The organism is Blastomonas sp. CCH9-A1, from assembly GCF_001557175.1.
GTDB classification, from domain to species: Bacteria; Pseudomonadota; Alphaproteobacteria; order Sphingomonadales; family Sphingomonadaceae; genus Blastomonas; species Blastomonas delafieldii_A.
On sequence record NZ_LSHM01000067.1, the window covers coordinates 15,749 to 34,114 of the forward strand.

21 protein-coding genes are annotated in these 18,366 nt (G+C 61.9%); 12 read left to right on the forward strand and 9 right to left on the reverse strand.

What is annotated here, in order from left to right; genetic code table 11:
• Positions 1–2: 2 nt before the first annotated feature.
• The 8 genes from AX725_RS17845 (at position 3) to AX725_RS17880 (ending at position 6,231) form a co-directional block, all read left to right on the forward strand.
• On the forward strand, positions 3–272 hold the full coding sequence (locus tag AX725_RS17845) for a HypC/HybG/HupF family hydrogenase formation chaperone (RefSeq protein ID WP_007015755.1): 270 nt from the start codon (positions 3–5) through the stop codon (positions 270–272).
• A 119-nt stretch (positions 273–391) separates the two neighbouring features.
• Positions 392–952 (forward strand): D-sedoheptulose-7-phosphate isomerase, encoded by a 561-nt coding sequence (locus AX725_RS17850; RefSeq protein ID WP_230962336.1) that lies wholly within the window; start codon positions 392–394, stop codon positions 950–952.
• The gene (gene hypD / locus AX725_RS17855) at positions 949–2,082 is read left to right on the forward strand and encodes a hydrogenase formation protein HypD (protein WP_007015757.1); all 1,134 of its coding nucleotides are present in this window, start codon (positions 949–951) and stop codon (positions 2,080–2,082) included. Before AX725_RS17850 ends, hypD begins: the two co-directional genes overlap by 4 nt.
• Positions 2,079–3,128, forward strand: coding sequence for a hydrogenase expression/formation protein HypE (gene hypE / locus AX725_RS17860; RefSeq protein ID WP_007015758.1), 1,050 nt, complete (start codon positions 2,079–2,081; stop codon positions 3,126–3,128). Before hypD ends, hypE begins: the two co-directional genes overlap by 4 nt.
• A gap of 15 nt (positions 3,129–3,143) precedes the next feature.
• The gene (locus AX725_RS17865) at positions 3,144–3,863 is read left to right on the forward strand and encodes a HoxN/HupN/NixA family nickel/cobalt transporter (RefSeq protein WP_007015759.1); all 720 of its coding nucleotides are present in this window, start codon (positions 3,144–3,146) and stop codon (positions 3,861–3,863) included.
• Positions 3,863–4,105 carry a hydrogenase maturation nickel metallochaperone HypA/HybF gene (locus AX725_RS17870; protein ID WP_011536540.1) on the forward strand — a complete coding sequence of 81 codons (243 nt, stop codon included), beginning with the start codon at positions 3,863–3,865 and terminating at the stop codon, positions 4,103–4,105. The genes AX725_RS17865 and AX725_RS17870 overlap by 1 nt, the downstream gene beginning before the upstream one ends.
• Complete coding sequence (hypB, locus tag AX725_RS17875; protein ID WP_007015761.1) at positions 4,105–4,998, forward strand: hydrogenase nickel incorporation protein HypB; 894 nt, start codon at positions 4,105–4,107, stop codon at positions 4,996–4,998. The genes AX725_RS17870 and hypB overlap by 1 nt, the downstream gene beginning before the upstream one ends.
• Positions 4,999–5,394: 396 nt before the next feature.
• On the forward strand, positions 5,395–6,231 hold the full coding sequence (locus AX725_RS17880) for an alpha/beta hydrolase (RefSeq protein ID WP_062780548.1): 837 nt from the start codon (positions 5,395–5,397) through the stop codon (positions 6,229–6,231).
• Positions 6,232–6,534: 303 nt separating this feature from the next.
• On the opposite strand, the gene AX725_RS17885 is transcribed toward AX725_RS17880, so the two are convergent.
• From AX725_RS17885 to AX725_RS17920, 7 genes are all read right to left on the reverse strand, one after another.
• Positions 6,535–6,837, reverse strand: coding sequence for a HigA family addiction module antitoxin (locus AX725_RS17885; RefSeq protein WP_039330864.1), 303 nt, complete (start codon positions 6,835–6,837; stop codon positions 6,535–6,537).
• Positions 6,827–7,117, reverse strand: a complete 291-nt coding sequence (locus AX725_RS17890) for a type II toxin-antitoxin system RelE/ParE family toxin (protein WP_039858854.1) — start codon at positions 7,115–7,117, stop codon at positions 6,827–6,829. The genes AX725_RS17885 and AX725_RS17890 overlap by 11 nt, the downstream gene beginning before the upstream one ends.
• A gap of 250 nt (positions 7,118–7,367) precedes the next feature.
• A complete protein-coding gene (gene mobF / locus AX725_RS17895; protein ID WP_066044340.1) occupies positions 7,368–10,322 on the reverse strand; it encodes a MobF family relaxase in 2,955 nt (984 codons plus the stop codon).
• Positions 10,319–11,128, reverse strand: coding sequence for a hypothetical protein (locus AX725_RS17900; RefSeq protein ID WP_058803346.1), 810 nt, complete (start codon positions 11,126–11,128; stop codon positions 10,319–10,321). The genes mobF and AX725_RS17900 overlap by 4 nt, the downstream gene beginning before the upstream one ends.
• Positions 11,125–11,436: a hypothetical protein gene (locus tag AX725_RS17905; RefSeq protein WP_066044338.1), complete on the reverse strand. Its 312-nt coding sequence runs from the start codon at positions 11,434–11,436 to the stop codon at positions 11,125–11,127. The genes AX725_RS17900 and AX725_RS17905 overlap by 4 nt, the downstream gene beginning before the upstream one ends.
• 374 nt (positions 11,437–11,810) lie before the next feature.
• Complete coding sequence (locus AX725_RS21045) at positions 11,811–12,152, reverse strand: hypothetical protein (RefSeq protein WP_155645897.1); 342 nt, start codon at positions 12,150–12,152, stop codon at positions 11,811–11,813.
• Positions 12,153–12,811: 659 nt separating this feature from the next.
• Positions 12,812–13,129: a WGR domain-containing protein gene (locus tag AX725_RS17920; protein ID WP_231725725.1), complete on the reverse strand. Its 318-nt coding sequence runs from the start codon at positions 13,127–13,129 to the stop codon at positions 12,812–12,814.
• Between the two features lie 121 nt (positions 13,130–13,250).
• Here AX725_RS17920 and AX725_RS17925 point away from each other — a divergent pair, with 121 nt between their 5' ends.
• Both AX725_RS17925 and AX725_RS17930 read left to right on the forward strand, forming a co-directional pair.
• Positions 13,251–14,204 (forward strand): hypothetical protein, encoded by a 954-nt coding sequence (locus AX725_RS17925; RefSeq protein ID WP_060979090.1) that lies wholly within the window; start codon positions 13,251–13,253, stop codon positions 14,202–14,204.
• Positions 14,205–14,254: 50 nt separating this feature from the next.
• A complete protein-coding gene (locus tag AX725_RS17930) occupies positions 14,255–15,469 on the forward strand; it encodes an MBL fold metallo-hydrolase (protein ID WP_286130852.1) in 1,215 nt (404 codons plus the stop codon).
• A gap of 17 nt (positions 15,470–15,486) precedes the next feature.
• Here AX725_RS17930 and AX725_RS17935 read toward each other — a convergent pair whose 3' ends face one another.
• Complete coding sequence (locus AX725_RS17935) at positions 15,487–16,782, reverse strand: type II toxin-antitoxin system HipA family toxin (protein ID WP_066115001.1); 1,296 nt, start codon at positions 16,780–16,782, stop codon at positions 15,487–15,489.
• A complete protein-coding gene (locus tag AX725_RS17940; protein ID WP_208597841.1) occupies positions 16,779–17,066 on the reverse strand; it encodes a helix-turn-helix domain-containing protein in 288 nt (95 codons plus the stop codon). The genes AX725_RS17935 and AX725_RS17940 overlap by 4 nt, the downstream gene beginning before the upstream one ends.
• Positions 17,067–17,215: 149 nt before the next feature.
• Here AX725_RS17940 and AX725_RS17945 point away from each other — a divergent pair, with 149 nt between their 5' ends.
• Both AX725_RS17945 and AX725_RS17950 read left to right on the forward strand, forming a co-directional pair.
• Positions 17,216–17,686 carry a GNAT family N-acetyltransferase gene (locus AX725_RS17945; protein WP_060977570.1) on the forward strand — a complete coding sequence of 157 codons (471 nt, stop codon included), beginning with the start codon at positions 17,216–17,218 and terminating at the stop codon, positions 17,684–17,686.
• A gap of 217 nt (positions 17,687–17,903) precedes the next feature.
• Positions 17,904–18,170, forward strand: coding sequence for a type II toxin-antitoxin system Phd/YefM family antitoxin (locus tag AX725_RS17950; RefSeq protein WP_060977569.1), 267 nt, complete (start codon positions 17,904–17,906; stop codon positions 18,168–18,170).
• Positions 18,171–18,366: the final 196 nt, after the last annotated feature.

Genomic DNA, 18,366 nt, shown 5'->3' on the forward strand with positions numbered 1-18,366 from the left:
TCGTGGAGATCACCGATGCCGGGCGCAAGCTGGGCGTGGCCAATGTCTCGGGCGTGCGGCGCCCGGTCAACCTCGCCTGCGTTATTGGCGAAGGCAGTGTCGAAGACCTGATCGGCACATGGGTGCTGATCCATGTCGGATTTGCCATGAGCAAGATTGACGAGGATCAGGCGGCCGAAACACTGCGCATCCTGACCGAGCTGGGAGAGGCGCAGCAGGAACTTGCAGCCATGCGCGACGGCGATCGCGCGTTGGGAGACGCGCAGTGGTGACCACTGGCCCTGCCTTGAATGCGCTTTATCCGCATATGCGCAGACGTGGCGAACAGCTCCGTGCCTCGGCGCAAAGCCTGCGCCATTCGGTTGAGAGCAAGGCTCGGGACCACACTGAGGTGTTCGGCAAGTTTTTTGCAGAACAGGCAGACGAGCTGGTCGCCGCCGCGACCACGCTGGCCGCAAGCTATCGCCAGGGCGGGCGCCTGCTGGCCATGGGCAATGGCGGATCGAGCTGTGATGCCGCGCATGTCGCGGTGGAGTTTCTCCATCCAGTGACCGCCGGAAGGCCGGCGCTGGGTGCGATCAACCTCGCGGCCGATGTCGCGATGCTGACGGCAGTCGGTAATGATGTCGGACAGGACCATGTGTTCGTGCGTCCGCTGATTGCCCACGGGCGGCACGGTGATTGCCTGATCGGCTTTTCGACCAGCGGCAATTCCGCAAACCTCATCCGGGCTTTTGCCAAGGCACGGGAGATGGGCATTGCCACGATCGGCCTGGCGGGTGGTGACGGGGGCGAGATGGCCCGCGCCGGACTGGATCATCTGCTGGTGGTCCCAACAGGCTCGATCCACCGGGTGCAGGAATGCCACCTCGCGGCCTATCACATCCTCTGGGACCTGACCCACACGCTGCTAGCCAATGACCGGGCCGCACCGCTGGAGGCAGGCGCATGAAGTATGTCGACGAATTCCGCGATCCGGTTCGCGCCGGTGTCCTGCTCAAGGAAATCGAGGCCCTGACTGCACAGATCATGGCCGGGCGCGATCGCCCAGTCGTCATCATGGAAGTGTGCGGCGGCCACACGCATTCGATCTTCCGATACGGCATCGAGAAGATGCTTCCGCCGGAAATCGAGTTTGCCCATGGGCCGGGCTGTCCGGTTTGCGTGTTGCCGATGGGCCGGGTCGATGATTGCGTGGAACTGGCTATGAAGCCGGAGGTGATCTTCACTACGTTTGGCGATGCCATGCGCGTGCCGGGATCGCGGCTCAGCCTGCTAGGCGCAAAGGCCGAAGGGGCCGATGTGCGGATGGTCTATTCACCACTCGATGCCCTCGCGCTGGCCCGTGCGAACCCGGACCGCGAAGTGGTTTTCTTCGGCCTCGGCTTCGAGACGACGATGCCCTCCACAGCCCTGACAATCCTGCAGGCCCAGGCAGAAGGGATCGGCAATTTCTCGCTGTTCTGCAACCACATCACCATCATCCCCACGATCAAGGCGATCCTCGATTCACCCGATATGGGGATCGATGGCTTTCTCGGGCCGGGCCATGTCTCGATGGTCATCGGCACTGATCCCTATGACTTCATCGCACGCGACTATCACCGTCCGCTGGTGGTCGCCGGCTTCGAACCGCTCGACGTATTGCATTCGGTTTGGATGGTGCTTCGGCAAATGGCCGAAGGCCGGGCGGAGATCGAAAACCAGTATGCCCGGATTGTGCCACGCTATGGCAATGAAGCTTCGCTGGCTGCGGTTACGGAAGTATTCGAACTGCGGGAATTCTTCGAATGGCGCGGGCTGGGCTCGATCGACCATTCTGGCGTCCAGATTCGCGAGGCCTATGCGGCCTGGGATGCTGAGCGAAAATTTGCCGTTGCATCGCCTAGCATTCCGGATCCCAAGGCTTGCCAGTGCGGCGAAGTGCTGAAAGGCGCGATCAAGCCATGGCAGTGCAAGCTGTTCGGTCGGTCGTGCACACCGGAAACACCGATGGGTGCCCTGATGGTTTCGTCTGAAGGAGCATGTGCCGCCTATTATCAGTATGGCGGGATCGATGCGGTGCCGGAGCCAGCGCAATGAACGCTGTAACTCCCACTGGCAACGGACGGCTGCGAGCGGAGCGGGTCACGCTGGCGCATGGCGGTGGCGGCAAGGCCATGCGGGATCTGATCGAGGATGTGTTTACCTCGGTTTTCGAACCCGACGGGTTGGAAGACCAGGCGCGGTTGAGCCACGAAATGTTGGCCGTGGAGGGTGCCCGGCTGGCCTTCACCACGGACAGTTTCGTAGTGCAGCCGCTCGAGTTCCCCGGTGGCGATATCGGCAAGATTGCGGTTTGCGGCACAGTTAACGACCTTACCGTCGGCGGCGCGCAACCGCTGTGGCTGTCGGCGGCCTTTATCATTGAGGAAGGCACCGAAGTCGCCTTGCTACGCCGCGTGGCAGCGGCCATGCGTAGGGCGGCCGACCAGGCCGGTGTGCGGATCGTGACCGGCGATACCAAGGTGGTTGAGCGCGGTGCCGCCGATACGCTGTTCGTCACCACTTCCGGAGTGGGAGTCATCCCTGCGGGACGCGAACTTGCCGCGGAGAAAGTTCGCGCGGGCGATGTCGCGCTGGTCAACGGCGTACTGGGTGATCATGGCGCCGCCATTCTGGCCGCGCGCGGAGACATGGTTTTCGAGGCGGATATTCGTTCGGATTGCCGCCCGCTCAATCACCTGATGGAAGCGGTGATCGAAGCCGCACCGGGTGTGCGCTGTGCGCGGGATGCCACCAGAGGAGGCCTGGCCAGCGCACTCAACGAAATATCGCAAGCCTCGGCCATCGGGATCGAGATCGACGAGGCCAGATTGCCAATGAGGGCCGAGGTCAAGGGCGTGTGCGAACTGCTCGGGCTTGATCCACTCTATCTCGCCAATGAAGGGGCGCTGGTGCTGTTCGTTCCAGAGGAGCAGGCGGAAGCTGCGCTGGCAGCCATGCGCTCAACCGAGGCAGGGCGCGATGCAGCCATTATCGGGCGCGCGGCAGAGATGCGCAGCCCGCGCGTGGTCATGCATAGCCTGTTCGGCGGAAGCCGGATCGTCGACATGCTGGTCGGCGAGCAACTGCCGCGTATCTGCTGAGGGAGAAGACCTGCCATGCAACTCTCGTTGATCGCCCTGGGTTTCCTTGCCGGAATGGGCCATGCGCTCGAACCCGATCACCTCGCCGCAGTCGGTGCCATGGCCACGGGACGGAATTCGCGCCGGTCGATGGTGCTGCGGGGTGCTGCGTGGGGGCTAGGGCATACGCTCACCCTGCTCGCGATCTGTTCTGCAGTGATCCTGCTGGGCATGGCATTGACAGGCCGTACGGCAGCCCTTCTGGAGAGCGCCGTTGGCTTCATGCTGATTCTGCTGGGGGGCGATGTACTTTGGCGGATGCGCAAGGCACGGGTGCATTTCCATCTGCACGATCATTCCGATGGCGAACGTCATTTTCATGCTCACAGCCATCTTGGCGAACGGGCGCCCCATGATGCGAGCCGCCACGAACACTCTCACCCCCACAAATTTCCCTTGAAAGCGCTGGCTGTCGGGCTGGTGCATGGCGCGGCAGGATCGGCTGCCCTGCTTACCCTGGCAGTCGCTTCGGTTGGTGATCCTCTGCTGGCGGTTATCTATGTCCTGCTGTTCGGAGTTGGCTCAATTGCAGGAATGGCTGCGCTCAGCTTTGTCGCCTCCTGGCCGCTTGGCTATGCAGAGCGTGTTGCCTTGCGACTTCATCGAGCGCTGAATCTGTCGTTGGCTGTGCTGGCACTTGGCCTGGGATTGCACACGATCTACGCCAACCTGCCTGGCGTGTTGGGGGCGGCCTGATGCACGAGCTGTCTCTTGCCCGGAATATTGTCGCCATTGTTGGTGATCACGCGCAGGGTCGGCGGGTGTCGCGTGTTCGCCTGGCAGTCGGCCCCTATGCCTGCGTAGAGCGCGAGGCGATCCGATTTTCATTCGAGGTGGCGAGCGAAGGTACGCTGCTCGAGAAGGCTGCACTCGAATTTCTGGAAGGCGAGACCGACCAGTTCATCATCAAGGATTTCGATATGGAGGAAATGGCCTGATGTGCGGCACCTGCGGATGCACCGATCCTGACAACGAGATCGCGATGATCGACCCGGAAACCGGAAAGCGAGTGCTGCTTCGCGGCGGCGATGACCATTCCCACGATCATGACCACACCCACGATCACAATCATTCACACGATCATGATCATTCACACGGGCACCATCATCACCATCATCATGATCACGGGCATGACCATCACCACCACGGTGAACAAGCGGCGCGTGTATCGCTGGAAACCGCCGTGCTTGACCGGAATGATCGCCAGGCGGCTCGCAACCGGGGCTGGTTCGAAGGGCGCGGTGTTGTCGCGCTCAATCTCGTCAGTTCGCCTGGGGCTGGCAAGACGACCTTGCTCGAAACCACGATCCGGGCGCTGGAAGGAAGTCTGCCGATTGCCGTTATCGAAGGTGATCAACAGACGGCCAATGATGCCACGCGCATTCGCGAAGCGGGGGCCCGTGCAATCCAGATCAACACAGGGGCCGGCTGTCACCTCGAAGCCGATATGGTTGCCCGCGCTGTTGAAGAACTCGCACCGAAATCCGGCTCGTTGCTGCTGATCGAGAATGTCGGCAATCTTGTTTGTCCGGCGATGTTCGATCTGGGTGAGCGGATGAAGGTCGCCGTTATCTCCACCCCGGAGGGCGAGGACAAGCCACTCAAATATCCGCACATGTTCCGCGCAGCAGAGGTGGTGCTGATCAACAAGATCGACCTCGCCCCGCATGTTGGATTCGACGAGGCCGCATGCCGCTCAAACATCTCCTCAGTAAACCCCAATGCGCGCGTCTTGCTGGTTTCCGCCCGCACCGGTGAAGGGATGGACGCGTGGTACGATTTTCTGCGAGCAATGGCGTCAGCAGCCGCGGATGGCGGGTGCCTCATTTAGGCGGGACTGCCCACGGGACTAAGATCGTCATCTTGCCCTATCGAGGAATGGCGGCTTTCTTTAGTTTTAGAGCCCAGACCGGACGGTCCGAAACCGGCCCTGTTTCACCCATGATCCGCCGCGTGAATCTATGTCCGGTTTCAACGGTTGGTTCTGAGACCGGGAACGACGGCTCTGTTGGCGGCAGCAGCCTGCCAAACCCTAACCGCAGCTATTGCAATTGGCATCCCGGAACCGGATTTTCCGGACACAAGCCAAAAGCGGTCACATTAACATAGCTTTGAATTATATTGTGATAGACCCTCGAAAATTCCAGCCTTGGCGAAGGTTGAAATGTCCTCAAAGGCAAGAAGGCGATCATTCCTAACGTGGCGAACACGATTGGGCTGTATGGGGATGCTGGCTTTGATTGCCGGACTTACCGGCATCTGGGTTGTTGGTTCGGCAATGACTGGCGCGACCAACGCGTCGGTTGAACCTGCCCCCGCGCCCGCCACCGAAATCCGGTTGACGACATCGGATCAGGTCGAGATCGCTGCGAGTTACTGGAAGGCTGACGATTCCACCGCCCCGGCCATTCTCTTGTTGCACGGCAACGGCGGCAATCGGCGAGATATGCTCGATATGGCAACGTGGTTGGCAGGCGAAGGCTATTCCGTGCTGTCCATCGATATGCGCGGACATGGCCAATCCAGTCCACAAAGCAAAAGTTTCGGCTATCTTGAAGCCCGTGATGCCCATGCCGCACTCGCGTGGCTCAGGCAGCAGCACCCCGCGAGCAAGCTGGGGGCAATCGGTTTCTCTCTGGGCGGTGCGGCCAGCGTTCTTGGCGACAGAGGCCCTCTCGACGTCGACGCTCTTGTGATGATGTCGGTCTACCCTGACATTCGCACGGCCATTTTCAATCGCATCGAAGCCGCCGTCGGGACCCTGCCGGCAGTGGCAATCGAACCGATGCTGAGCTATCAGTCCATTCCACGCTATGGAGTTGGACCGGATAAATTGTCTCCCCTCGCAGCCATGAACAAGGTTCGCGTTCCGGTCATGGTGGTTGGGGGAGAGCTCGACGCATACACTCCTCCCGCTGAGATTGAAGCCATGTACCGGGCAGCACCGCCAGGAAGCGAGTGGTGGATACTGGAGGGCTTGGGACACGATGAAGTGGTTCGCGCTAATGACCCTGCGTTTCGTAAGAAGCTCGAGACCTATCTTGTTCGCAGTCTAGCACGATGAAGCGCGAGATGGTTGGGCTGGGTCCGCCCCTAGGGCGAAGGCACTGGGCATTGCGTAAGTCCTGATGACTCGTCCTCGCCGCGGGATGCACTGCATCACCTACGTACGGCCATGCCAATCGACGAGGTTGGCCCGGTGCGCGTAAGTCGGCTCTTGTCGAAAACCGACGTTTTGGCGATGCGGGGAGGAATAACGGCTTCGTCCCCAAGATCGGTTGTTGGTGCCGATGTTGTAGTTTGATGAACGAACGGAGGGTTTCAGGGGGCAGGTAATTGCCATTGAATGTCGGTTATGTTGGCGATGTCAGGCAGCTGTTGCGAGTTTCTCGACCTTTATATCCTGCTCGTGCTTGCGAGCCTGGGCCAGTTCATAGGTCGTCTGCATCCGCAACAGCGTGTCGGCCTTGATGCCAAAGGCCTTCTCAAACCGGATAGCCATATCGGCAGACAGGTTCGAATTGCCATTCAGCAAGGTGCTCAATGCCTGCCTCGATACACCAAAATGCTCGGCCAAAGCCGTCACGCTGACCTGCGCGGGCTCCACGATTTCCGTCTTCAGCCAGTCCCCCACGTGGACCGCGAGCGACGGGTGCATCTTAAGCGCCATGATAATCCTCCAGATCCATATCGATCAGCGCGCCTTCGTCATTCAAACCGAAGGTCATCCGCCAGTTTCTCGTAACCGTCATCGACCAGATCCCCTTCCGATCGCCTGTCAGCTCATGCAATCCGAAGTTCGGAGGCACCGACAGCTCCTCGAAGCTTTCCGCAGCGTCGATGAAGGCGAGCATCTTGCGCAGTCGCCCCGCATCTCCAACCAGGCCTTTGGCGTTACCCGTCTCGAAGAAGCGGCGCAGGCCCTTGTGCCTGATGCTCTCTATTTCCATCATGCGGGCTTAGCCCGGTGCCGCAGGACTGTCAAGTGTCGCGCGACACATGTCAAAGGTGAGAGGCGATGGGTCTATACTCGCGCTGGCCATTCCGGCCATCGGAGAACCATCATGGGACATTCAGACCTCGACCCCGCTATTCATGATCGGAGCCCCTGGAACGCTGGGGAAAAAGTTGGTCCGAACATGCCTGTCTTGTCGACGAGTGATGTTCCCGCTGGTCAACGCATAGAGCAAGGCTGCACTTTCACATCTCCATCTCGAAGTCGTCGCCGATGTCGGGCTCCTCGCGTTCCACCTCATTCTCCCGCTGGGGCTCACGTTCCTTTTCAGGAGCGGGAAATTCCCTCGCCATCGCCTTTTCGAACAGTTCGGCCGGGCTTGGCGCATCGCGGACCGGGTTCTCCAGCAACTCGCCTGTTTTAGGGTCGAACGCCTCCCCGTCAGCGTCACTCAGTTCGGGCGCGAGATCCATCGCGTGCGGGACACTGCCGCGGTGGCCCTCGATGCTGTCTCGAAGCGCGGCCTTGTCGTCGGTCACAAGAGTAAGCTCCTCTCGCGCCCGCGTCTCCAGAACATAGTGGAGGCTTTCGCTGTTGAGGAGCCGGTCACCGCTCGACATCACCGCGATAGCGCGATCGACCGTGATCCCCTGAGCACGGTGCATGTTGAGCACCGCCGCATGACCAATGTGCTCCCGCGCCGGATCGTCCGGGCCAAGAGCATATTGCCGCTCGCCATTCGCCAGGTGAAGCGTCTCTCCTTCGATCGCAGTCACCACTGCCCGCGTCCCGTTGACGACACCGAGATCCTTGTCGGGCGTGGTGAACATCAGCCGGTCCCCTTCCCTCACCTCCGTCCGCCCGGGTACAGCCAGGCTGACACCTGAGCCAGATGGAGGAAGCCCGCGCGGATCGAGCCAATATTCTTCGCCTCCCGACGTCAGCTGCACAAGATTGTCTTCAGGCGAGACGATGCCGATCTTGTACGAACCGCGATTGAGGCCCGCCTGATCCCGATACACCTCCAGCCTCATGCCTTCGGCCCAACTGCGGATGTTGCGCAATTCCTCCCGCGTGAGGTTCAGCCGGTCCAGCGTTTCGATGGAAAGCACCTGCGAGCCGAGTTCGCCGCGCGCTAGCAAGCCGTCGCGGACATGGTCGAGCACGGCTTCCCGCAGCACATGCCCCGATGTCAGCAACGCCGTCCGGTCCCGTTCATGTGGCGACAGGGACAGGTACAAGGCGGCCGCCGCTGCAGCCGGGTCTGCCCGTTCGATAACGCGCTCGCCCAGCACATCGAAGGTCTTGCCGAGATCCCCTTTCCGCGCATGTTCTACTGCTTCGCGTAGCGCAGGATCGAGCTGACGGCGATTTTCGGTCAAGGTCTCGGTCGGCACGCCGTGCTGTTGCATCAGGCTGAATGCGCGTCCTGCCTGGACCGGGTCGATCTGCCTTTCGTCCCCTACAAAGGCAAGCTTCAGCGCGCCTGCCTTGTCGGCCAGCTCGATCAACAGTGCTGCCTCGCGGGTCGAGACCATGGACGCCTCCTCGACGATGACGAGGCGGTCCTCAAAAAGCGCCCTTCCCCGCTCGCCTGGCGACATGCGCCCCGCCCTGTCGGCATGCGCGACCAGCACCGAGGCAAGCGTATGCGCATCGAGGCCGCTTTCGCGCATTTCGGCGACGAGCGAGGCCTGCGACGTAAGGAACAAGGGCGCGCGACCAACTTGTGCCGTGATCGCGGCCGCAAAGCTGAACAGGGTCGACTTGCCGGTACCTGCATCGCCCTGAATGACCTGAATAGCATTATTACCGGATACCAGAGCCAGGATCGCGCCCTTCTGCTCGTCACTAAGCGCGAAACCGCGCTGCTGTTCCAGTGCGACAATCGCCTCTGTTGCCATGGTCCTATCGAGAAGCGCCACGCCGTTTCCAGCTCCTTCTCGAGCTGCCCGGATGATTGTTTGTTCGGTCTTGAGGAGATCTCGGGTGGTCAGCCGGTCGGCATGCTCGGTACCGGAACGGCCCCCAATCAGCACGCCTTCCCCAACCAGCGTATCGACCCGCCTTTCGATCTCACGAACGGTAGCCCCTTTTTCCGCGAACCCGAGCGCCGCCTTGAGGACATCCATCCGCTCAAAACTGGCCGACCGCTCGGCCAGATGCCGCACTCCAGCAGCTGTCGAGTAGGCAGCAGCCAGGTTGGCTCCAGTCCGTTGCCCGGAAGCGCCGACCATCAACGGTTCGGGCCGGGGTCCTAAGGCGCGGGTGATGCGCTCGATAAGCGCCTCACCCCATTCGCGCACGGCTGCGAGGATGGAGCGAGGTTGCGTCCGTTCCATGGCCTCCTTGATGACATCGGCAATCTCTGCACGAAACGGACCCTCCTTCTCCGCCCACTTCTGTCGGGCTGCATCACCAGAGCCGTGTTGCTTGGCATCGCGGGTGCGAACAGCGATGGCCTCCATCGCCTTCGGCGAGGTTACGCCGAGTTCGTCCGCCTTTGCCTGGATGTGGGCCCTGCGTTCGCTGAATGCCTCAATGGCCGCGCGCGAAATGCCGGCAATTTCGAACGATCCGTGCTTGCCTGTGATGCGCGTTTCGTATCCCAGTTGCGCCAGATTTGCCCTCAACTGGGCGTGATAAGCCGCCCCGATCACCGGTGCGTGCTGCCACAGTTTCACATTGTGCAATGCCCGCCATTCACCGTCCGCGCGCTGCGTCATATTGGCGACTGCGACGTGACTGTGCAGCTGCGGATCAAGGCTGCGGCTGAGGTCATGGTGGAAGCTTGCATGGACAAGATTGCCAGTCGCAATCTGCTCCGCGCCGCCCCTTCCCGCGCGGGCGAGAGCGAATCGTTCCTCCGCCCAGTTCATGGTGTCGCGAACCGCGTTTCGATGCGCCTCAATGACGCGCTCGTCGCCGCCGACAAGTGCTACAAGGGAAACCGATTTCGGCGCGCTGAAAGTGAGATCGGTACCCATGTTGCGCGCCCCGTCGGCTCCGCGTGCAAGCACATCGCCATTGGGCAAGATGCCGTCCACGACCCGCGCGAATGTCCCTGCCTCGACGGCACCCGCAAGACCAAGCGTGCCAGCGCCTTTGCCGCCCCATTCGGAGGGGCCTTCGTCCTGCGTATAGTAGTTATCCTGGGCGTAATATTCGGCGCTGGAGATCGCGGCGGGTGAGACGGTCATTGCGCTGAATTCGCCGCGCTTATTGCGGCCGGATCATAGGTCAGCCGGCAGCTCGCAGGCTCGCTGGCGCGCGCCAGACGGTCGACACATGCGCTGAAGTTCCGAGTGAATTCTTCGCTCGATCCTAACAGGATTCTGGTCTGCAAAAGCGGGCGCCGAACGACCTCGTATTCAGAAGACAACTTGATCCCGGCGGGCAGCGCCGAGCTTTCGCCCACCAGTCGCGTCGCGACCCAGCGCGAAGGCGCGGTATCCGCAAACAGGAATGCCAAGGCAGCAAGGGTCAAAAAGCAGCCCAACGCACCCGCTCCAACCATCCAGCGGTCGCGCAATTTGCCGCGTTGCAATTGACCGATCGCTGCCCGCGTAACACGATGCTCCGCGCCCTGATCGACGGCGCTTTCAAGCTTGGAAAAACGCGCATTCTGACGTGTCTCGAAGTCAGCGATCAGCTGCTTCAGAAGGTCGCGCAAATGGGCCGTGCCGCCAGTATTCGTGATCGTGGTTTTGAGGCCGTCGAACTCCTTCTTGAGCTGCCTCGGAATCGCCTGCGCGGTGGTGTTCAGCAGATGATTGAACTGACCGATGAAGCGGTCGAGCTCGCCGAAAAAATTATCGATCCGGTCGAGCGTGCGATCAGCCTTCAATCCCACCGCCCGCTCCGCGCGTCCGATGTTGGTTTTCAGCTCTTTTCGGACCGCCGCTTCGATCCATTCGGAAGCCGAAATTCCGCGCATTTTTGCCGCGCGCTCGATGTCATTTCGCAGGTCAGCGGACAGCCTTGGCCGGAAGTCGATTGTGCTCATTTGCCGGTCCTCGATTTGGCTTCGACAAGCATGCGTTCGGCCAGTTCGAACGACGCCTTCTGGACGTCGTGAAGCGACGTGCTTTTTGCCACCTTCGCAACGAGCTTGAGGACCTGCTCCTGGTTCGCGCGGACCTTGATCAACTGGTCCAGCAGTATCTCGTCGAATGGTTCAAGCTCTCCATGAAGTGCGCGCAGCAGTGTCTGCGAGACCCAGGCGCTACGCGACTCTCCGACGACAGATGCTTGGTGCTCGATTTTCGCCAATTGCTCGGTGGTGAGATAAATCGTGATCGGTACTTTTGCCATCCAGTCCTCCTTTCAGGAGCGTAATGGAAAGGCAAAGCGTCACAAGCAAAATACGCAGAGGGGGCGAGACTAGTCTCATGTTTTTATTGGTCTTTTTGCTCTGTGGACCACCTTGGACCACGCGGACCTGCACAGAGCAATGCGTGGTCCAGATGCGTAAATAGCTGTAATAGCCCAATTTTCCCCGCACCGGCGGGTGCATCGGGTGTGGAACTCAAACTGATCCCACCATTGTATATGTCGGAACCGAAGATTTCCGTGCTTTCAGGTTGTAGGGCATTCCAGATGGGGCGACCCGCCGAAGGCGGCGCGGCAGAAAAGGGCCGTCTTTATTCGACGCTGCCGAGTGATTCGCGCAGCGGGGCCGCGGCTTATCAGCTGTATTTGCACTCGCTCTGGAACAGGCTGGCAATCATTGCGAGCTGCTGGCGGCGGGCTTCCATGGAAGCTATGGCGCTTCTGCTGACATTTCCGTGATGCTTGTTGCGAACATCGTCGAACACAATGTCGGCTTGTCGAAATCTGATTGGCTCAAGCCACGAGCGCGATTGTACGCGCTCTTGCAAATGCGCAATGAAATGCGGCCTTTCCTGTCCGGCGGCGGCGTTCAGGTCAGCGGGAAAATCGTCGCGCCGGGATCGACGATCCACTGCCCAAAGCATAGGGGAAATCTTTGCCCAAGCGACGATCTCCGGAAGGCCGACCACGAGGGTCACGAGCAGCAGGAGTTTCTTGGTTGGCTGACCCGCCTCGAAAGCGACGATTTTTGCGGCCCCCCGCGCTAAACAAGAGCGCCAGAATCATCGAAGCCTGAACGATTTGACCCCAAAAAAAGGCGGCGCGCGCGACACCAACCCTGCCCAACGAAGGGCGATCAAAGCGTCACCTGATTGCGCTTCCGCATTGTCCTGCGGAGGCTCCATGCCGGGGGGGCCTTACGCCAATAGGAGTTGAAGCGAAATTCAGCGCAATTCTTGAAGAATATCTTGCCTGCGGTCGCGTCACGGACAGGTTCCGGTCCACCTTGAAATTGCGCCACAATTGTTTGCCGTCTGTGGTGACAATTCAACGCTCCGCAAGGCGCCTCCAGATGTGTCTGGTCATATTCGCGAGACAGATCGCAATAAGGGGTTGGGGCTCCGCAATCTGTAACGATTTCGGGACCGTTTGGTCGCCGCAGTTTGCCAGATCATGCATGGCTATATTGATCACGCAGGCATGCACATCCTGGATTAGGAAATCGGCAGAAAACGGACGGCTCCAAGCGGGCAATCCAGTCCCCCGCAAGGCTCGCTGCGTGTTCCTGAAGTGCCGCTCGACGGCGGTGCGGAGCGGGTCGCCAGTCCTTGCACCAAGGTCTAAAAATCTGGTGAGGTCACCCTGAAGCCAGCACGATGTTCTTCACGAAACGATAGGTCACCCCGATCCGCTTTTTCGCACTCTTCCTGCGCGCTTTGATGGCTGCCAGATGCCGGAGTGACTGGCGGCGCTCCCGGAACGCCTCGACCCGCCCCTGCCCCGCCGTTCCAATGCGACCCCAGTGTCGCTCGATGACGTACCAACCGAACAGATCGCGCGACAGACTAAGCGTGTATTCGCGCGCGATATTGCGGTCGGAATCGATGGCCTGCCAGTGCCAGTTTTGGTCGAAGTTTTGCCGTGACATGTGCTGAGATTCGCGCATGCGCAGCATGCGGTCCAACGCGTTTCTTGAATCAGTGCAACGCCTGTGATTCACACTATCGATCAAAGGTTTTGTGCGACGAAAAATCGTGCACGACCGGAATTGTCGCAGCACGGGAGATAATGACTGAATGAGCAAGTTCATCAGACGATTCGAAGCCCGCGATTGGGACGCTTTCCCGGTTGTCCGCACCCTCCTCGATTGCTGGAAGCTGCCCGGCGAAGCATCGGATTCGGATGGCCTCCGCCTCGCCTTGCGCAACGGCTACGCCAACTTCTACCGCAAGGGCCAGTCGGTCGCCAAACTGCATTCGACGGCCACTCAGGTGAAGCTCGAAATCCACAAGGCCTATGTCGCTCGCCGCCGCAAGCCGGAGAGCCGGGGAGAGGCGCTGGTTGGCTATGATCGCTTCGACGAAGCCTGGCTTTCGGACCCCGCGAATTGCGCTCACGTGGCCGACTGGATCGATACCGCCGGTTCCTATGCCGGATCGGAAAAATCAATCGTCGACGAGCTGATCGCCGCCAACCCCGGCACGATCGACATCGAGATGGGTCTGCCCGCCTATGACGGCGAGAAGTCCGCCCCGCGCATGGACCTGGTGTTGGTGGAAGGCGGCAACCGGATTGCCTTCTGGGAAGCCAAATGCACCGACAACGCCGAAATCCGCGCTCGCGCCGAGCCGCACGTGGTGCAGCAGGTTCCGACCTACGAAGAGTGGATGGCGAAGCCGGGCCGTGCTGCGGATGTCGTGGCAGCCTATCGCGATGCCGCGGCGATCATGGTCGAGCTGGCGACCGCAGCAGGCAAGCCAGACAGCTCGGCGCTGGCCAGCTGGCGCGCTTTACGTGATGCCGGGGAAGCGATGGCAATCGGTCGCCCGGGCGTGGTGATCGGAGGATATTGCCCGGACGGCTTCACGGGGCGCGGGGCCGAACTGATCGCCGCTAGGGCACAATCGTTCGAAGCGCGGGGCCATCGGTCGCGGCTCGTTGAAAAGTTCGGCCTGACCCTGGCCTGCTATGCCAGCGCAGACGAGGTCAAGGCACGGCCCCTTCCCCCACTCGCCGGAGCCGCGCGCTGACCCTCCACCTCACGGTCCATCGCGGAACCGAGCAGATCGGCGGTAGCTGCATCGAACTCGAAGCTGCAGATGGCGCGCGCTTGATCCTCGATGCCGGACGGCCGCTCGATGCGCCACGCGAGGCAGGCGGGCTGCTGCCAGCCACGCTCGACATTTCGCGGCCCGCGCACGTCGTGTTCAGCCATCCCCACATGGATCACTGGGGTCTGGTCAGCGAGCTGCCTGCCAGTTGGCCGCTGTCGACCGGTGAGAAATCTGCCGCGCTGATGCGGCTGACGCTGGGGGTGTTCGGCGAGTCCATCGAGCGGCCCATCAGCACCTGGCACAGTCGGCAGGGCGCGCTCGACATCGGCGGGTTCCGGGTCACCCCCTTCCTCACCGATCACTCGGCGCTCGATGCCTACATGCTGCTGATCGAGCGCGACGAGGTGCGGGTGCTCTACACCGGCGACTTCCGCACCCACGGACGCAAGGCCGCGCTGGTCGAAGGCATGATCGCCCGCCCGCCGCGGGACATCGACGTACTGCTGATGGAAGGCACCAACCTGTGCAGCGACAAGCCGGTAGTGACCGAGAGCGACCTCGAGGCGCGCTTCCTTGAACTGGCACAGGCGGTGCCGGGTCACCTGTTTGTCGACTGGTCGGCGCAGAACTTCGATCGCACGGTCACGCTGTTCCGCACCGCGCGACGTTCCGGGCGCGACCTAGTGCTCGATCTCTACGCCGCCGACGCGCTGTTGCAAATTGCCGAGGGGACGGGCCTGCCCTGCCCCGGCGATCCCCGGTTCCCCGAGCTGAAGGTGATCATCACCCCGAAGATGAAGTGGCTCTACCAGCGGATGGGCCGCGCCGGGTTCGTGGAGGAGGTAATCCGCCGCGGCTGCGCGACTTCGCGCCAGCGGGTGGCAGCAAGGCCGGCAATCGTCATGGCGCGCAAATCGCTGGTCATGGACTACGAGGATCGCGCCAGCCTGCCGATGACAGGCGCGGATTGCTTCGTGCATTCCAGCTGGAGGGGATATCTCGATGCGAGCGACGCTGCCTCTGGCTGGGCCGTGGCGGCTCGCGCAGGTGCCCGGCGCGAACTGGTCCACACCAGCGGCCACGCCAGCGCCGCCGATCTCTCGCGCTTCGCCCGCGCAATCGATCCGCGCGTACTGGTGCCGGTCCACGGCGTCGAATGGGACGCGCCGGGCATTGCCCTTCCCCCGGTGCAACGCCTGCGCGATGGCGAGCGCTGGACGATTGGGCGACACGGCGGGTAGGCACAGTCGTCGAGGCGCTAACCCCCGAAGAAATGTTTTCGGCGTGCCTCAAGAGCGTCGGCGATCGGGGTGTTGCTATGCTCGACCCCGGCGGCTTCAGCCCACCCGCGCCAGTCGACTATCGCCGCGCTGACCTCCTCCACGATTTCGGCGATCCGCGCACGCTTGATGCCGTGCCGCGCGCCCAGTTCCTTGACGTGGTCGAACGTCACGTCCCTCCCCTCGCCCATGACGGCCATGTAATGCTCGCCGCCGGGGCCGTGGGAAAAGGTGAGGTCGAAGGCGGGCGCAAGGTGCCATTCGCCGCGTTCGTCCATCAGGAAGGCGTGCTGGCGGACGTGGTCGTCGCGGTTGTGGGCCAGCACGTTGAAGGCCATGCGGCGGAAGGCCTGTTCCAGCTGGCGCACATCGCGAGTGATCGTCAGCACCGCGCGCAGGAAGCCGTCGTAATCGAGGCTGGGCATGTGCGGCGAGGCCTCCAGCGCGCCGCCGAGGCTGACCATGTGCACGCGCCTGCCCGGCCCCGGCCGGTCGAACCGGCGGGTGGCAAAGTGGCCCCTGCCCTCGGCTGATGCGATGAGGCGCGTCTCGGCCATGGCGATCCCCGCCGCGCGGGCCATGCGGGCGTAGGCCTCCTCTACCGGACCGATGTCGGCGGGGTCGGTGAGCGCAGGGAACTTGACGATCCACTGCTCTGGCCATTCTTCGGGCCATTCTGCGGCAGCTGGAGCACCCCCCTCCCCCGCGCCCTCGTCACCGGCCCTCAGGGTGCCGTCGGCAGCGATGGCGACATGGACCTTGGGCCGCGCCCCGCCCGATCCGCCGCCCAGCCTTGCCAGCAACGCGTCGAGCTCGGCCTCCTCGCCCAGCAGCACGCGCTGCGCCTCATTGGCCAGCGCATCGAGGTCGATCCCGGCAGCGCCCTCGCCCGCCTGCAGCGTGGCCGGGCGGAAGGCCAGTGCCCCCCTGCCCCGGTTGCCGACCAGCGCGAGCCGGTCGACCGCGTTCAGTTCCTCCCAGCGATGGCCGAGCCGTTGCAGCCGTCGCCGCAGCAGCAGCGTGCCCCAGGCATCGGGCAGGCTGTCAGCCAGGAACCCGTGCAGGCCGCCGAATTCGCGTGATCGGGCCGCGTGCAGCCCGCTTTCGAGCGGATAATGCAGCGGCGACAGCGCGTGACCCGTTGCCAGCACCTCCTCCGACCATTCGAGCTGTGCCACCCCGCCCGCCATGGCCAGCCTGCCGACCTTATCCGACTCTGCGCGTTCGTCGGTCAGCAGCAACAGATCGAGCGGGGTGCCCGGTGCCAGCCTCACAACCGCGCCCTCCGCCCGCGCTGGCGCTTCGTCGCAGCGGCTTGGCGCTGGCGTTCGAGCAGTTCGTCCATGCTGGCAGCGGCTGGCTCGGGAAACAGCTGCGCCAGATCGTTCTCGCAACGCAGGGCCACCGCAGCGCGGACCAAATCCTCGATCGAGGCCTTGCCCTCCCCTTCCATCCGCCGCCAGGTGCGATAGGCGACACCGGATCGCTCGGCGGCAGCCTGCTGGGTGAGGTCCAGAGCGAGGCGCCGCGCTCTGATGCGCTGTCCAAGGGTGGACAATTGATCGGGTATTGGGGACGACATTGGCCTTATATGGCCTATAGGTGACGCTTATGCAAGTGAACTGACCAAATGTGGGCAGAAAGCCTGACAACTCAGGTGTTCAGAGCGCGGATGACAATCGCAACGGCCACTCGTATTCGGCAACCATGACCGCAACAGGGGAAATCCGGCGGGCCAAAGTCGAGGATGCTCGCCAGATTCGTGCGCTCACCCTGAAGTCCTATGCCAAGTGGGTTGGCGTTACGCCGCGCAAGCCCCGCCCCATGACGGCTGACTATGACACCGCCATACGAGAGAACAGGTTTGATTGTCTCCATATCGATGGGGTCATGGTGGGACTCATCGAAACCGTTCCGCAAGGCGATCAACTCATGATCGTGAACGTCGCCGTCGATCCAGATCGGCAGCACTGCGGCTACGGTGTACGATTGATGCGGCATGCCGAAAAACTTGCCCGCGATGCAGGACTGGACGCCACCCGCCTCTATACGAACAAGCTGATGGTGGAGAATATCGAGCTCTACGAACGGCTAGGGTATTGTTTCGAGAAGGAAACGTTCCACGATCACGGAACGGTCGCAGTGCATATGGTTCGTTCGCTCCGAGGCTCCACCTAGTGCTAAGTCCCGATCCTGCAGCCCAGTTCGGACCGCCTACCGCAGTGCCGCCAGGAAACTCGTCGGCGTCAGGTCGATATGCGCCTCCAAGAGCGGACGCTGTCCGAAGGCGCGTGGGTTGCGGGCATCGGGTAGCAATTGAGCTGTGAGCGGAATTCACCGCGCTTGCAAGACGTCCGTCAATGGGCCATATTCAGTCTGAATAAGGACCAGTTCCATGACCATGCAGAACCGCATTAAGCCGATATCCTACCTTAAGGCCAACAGCGCGGACATCATCCGCGAGCTGGGCGAAGGCGCCGCGCCGCTTGTCGTCACACAAAATGGCGAAGCCAAGGCCGTGTTGCAGGACATCGGCAGCTATGAGGCGACGCAGGAAGCACTCGCCCTGCTCAAGCTGCTCGCGCTCGGGCGCGCAGATGTGGCCGCAGGGCGCACTGCCCCCGCGAAAGGTCTGACTGATCGTATTCGCGCCCGGAACTGACGGGGCATGCCATCGGCCAGGTTCGAAGTCCGCATCGCTGCAGGCGCAGAGCGCGATCTCGAAGGCATTTACCGACGCCGGAAAGCACAAAGGGGCGAAGATGGCCCTGATGGTGCCGACACATTGCTAAATGAACTGGTGGGGGTGACTACACGAAAGTGACGTATCTGCACGGAAAGGGCGAACGGATAGCGAA

Coding starts and splice junctions, on each gene's coding strand:
- hypD (WP_007015757.1), top strand. CDS start 949: ATGAAGTATGTCGACGAATTCCGCGATCCGGTTCGCGCCGGTGTCCTG.
- hypE (WP_007015758.1), top strand. CDS start 2,079: ATGAACGCTGTAACTCCCACTGGCAACGGACGGCTGCGAGCGGAGCGG.
- AX725_RS17865 (WP_007015759.1), top strand. CDS start 3,144: ATGCAACTCTCGTTGATCGCCCTGGGTTTCCTTGCCGGAATGGGCCAT.
- AX725_RS17870 (WP_011536540.1), top strand. CDS start 3,863: ATGCACGAGCTGTCTCTTGCCCGGAATATTGTCGCCATTGTTGGTGAT.
- hypB (WP_007015761.1), top strand. CDS start 4,105: ATGTGCGGCACCTGCGGATGCACCGATCCTGACAACGAGATCGCGATG.
- AX725_RS17880 (WP_062780548.1), top strand. CDS start 5,395: ATGCTGGCTTTGATTGCCGGACTTACCGGCATCTGGGTTGTTGGTTCG.
- AX725_RS17885 (WP_039330864.1), bottom strand. CDS start 6,837: ATGGCGCTTAAGATGCACCCGTCGCTCGCGGTCCACGTGGGGGACTGG.
- AX725_RS17890 (WP_039858854.1), bottom strand. CDS start 7,117: ATGGAAATAGAGAGCATCAGGCACAAGGGCCTGCGCCGCTTCTTCGAG.
- mobF (WP_066044340.1), bottom strand. CDS start 10,322: ATGACCGTCTCACCCGCCGCGATCTCCAGCGCCGAATATTACGCCCAG.
- AX725_RS17900 (WP_058803346.1), bottom strand. CDS start 11,128: ATGAGCACAATCGACTTCCGGCCAAGGCTGTCCGCTGACCTGCGAAAT.
- AX725_RS17905 (WP_066044338.1), bottom strand. CDS start 11,436: ATGGCAAAAGTACCGATCACGATTTATCTCACCACCGAGCAATTGGCG.
- AX725_RS17920 (WP_231725725.1), bottom strand. CDS start 13,129: ATGCTGCGCATGCGCGAATCTCAGCACATGTCACGGCAAAACTTCGAC.
- AX725_RS17925 (WP_060979090.1), top strand. CDS start 13,251: ATGAGCAAGTTCATCAGACGATTCGAAGCCCGCGATTGGGACGCTTTC.
- AX725_RS17945 (WP_060977570.1), top strand. CDS start 17,216: ATGACCGCAACAGGGGAAATCCGGCGGGCCAAAGTCGAGGATGCTCGC.
- AX725_RS17950 (WP_060977569.1), top strand. CDS start 17,904: ATGACCATGCAGAACCGCATTAAGCCGATATCCTACCTTAAGGCCAAC.